This is a genomic window from Finegoldia sp. P2-F-LR, from assembly GCF_052932265.1.
In genome coordinates, this window is the sequence record NZ_JBRFJF010000057.1 from 1 (window position 1) to 255 (window position 255).

General features: G+C 38.0%; 2 rRNA genes. Both read right to left on the minus strand.

The annotated features are described in order from the left end of the window. Positions 1-114, minus strand: a 5S ribosomal RNA gene (gene rrf, locus ACU68W_RS09400); the annotation flags it as partial. 42 nt (positions 115-156) lie between these two features. Next, positions 157-255: ribosomal RNA gene (locus tag ACU68W_RS09405) — 23S ribosomal RNA — on the minus strand; the annotation flags it as partial.

Genomic DNA, 255 nt, shown 5'->3' on the forward strand with positions numbered 1-255 from the left:
TGGCGACTACCTACTCTCCCACGACGTTTCCATCGTAGTACCATCGGCGTTAAGAGGCTTAACTTCTGTGTTCGGCATGGGTACAGGTGTATCCCTCTTGCTTTTATCACCATACTTATTCAATTCTCCATTTCCAATCAATAACAGTATATATTTCCAGTCAAGTTTTCGATTTATTAGTATCAGTTAGCTTTGATATTACTATCTTTACACCTCTGACCTATCTATCTTGTTTTCTTCAAGTAATCTCATAGA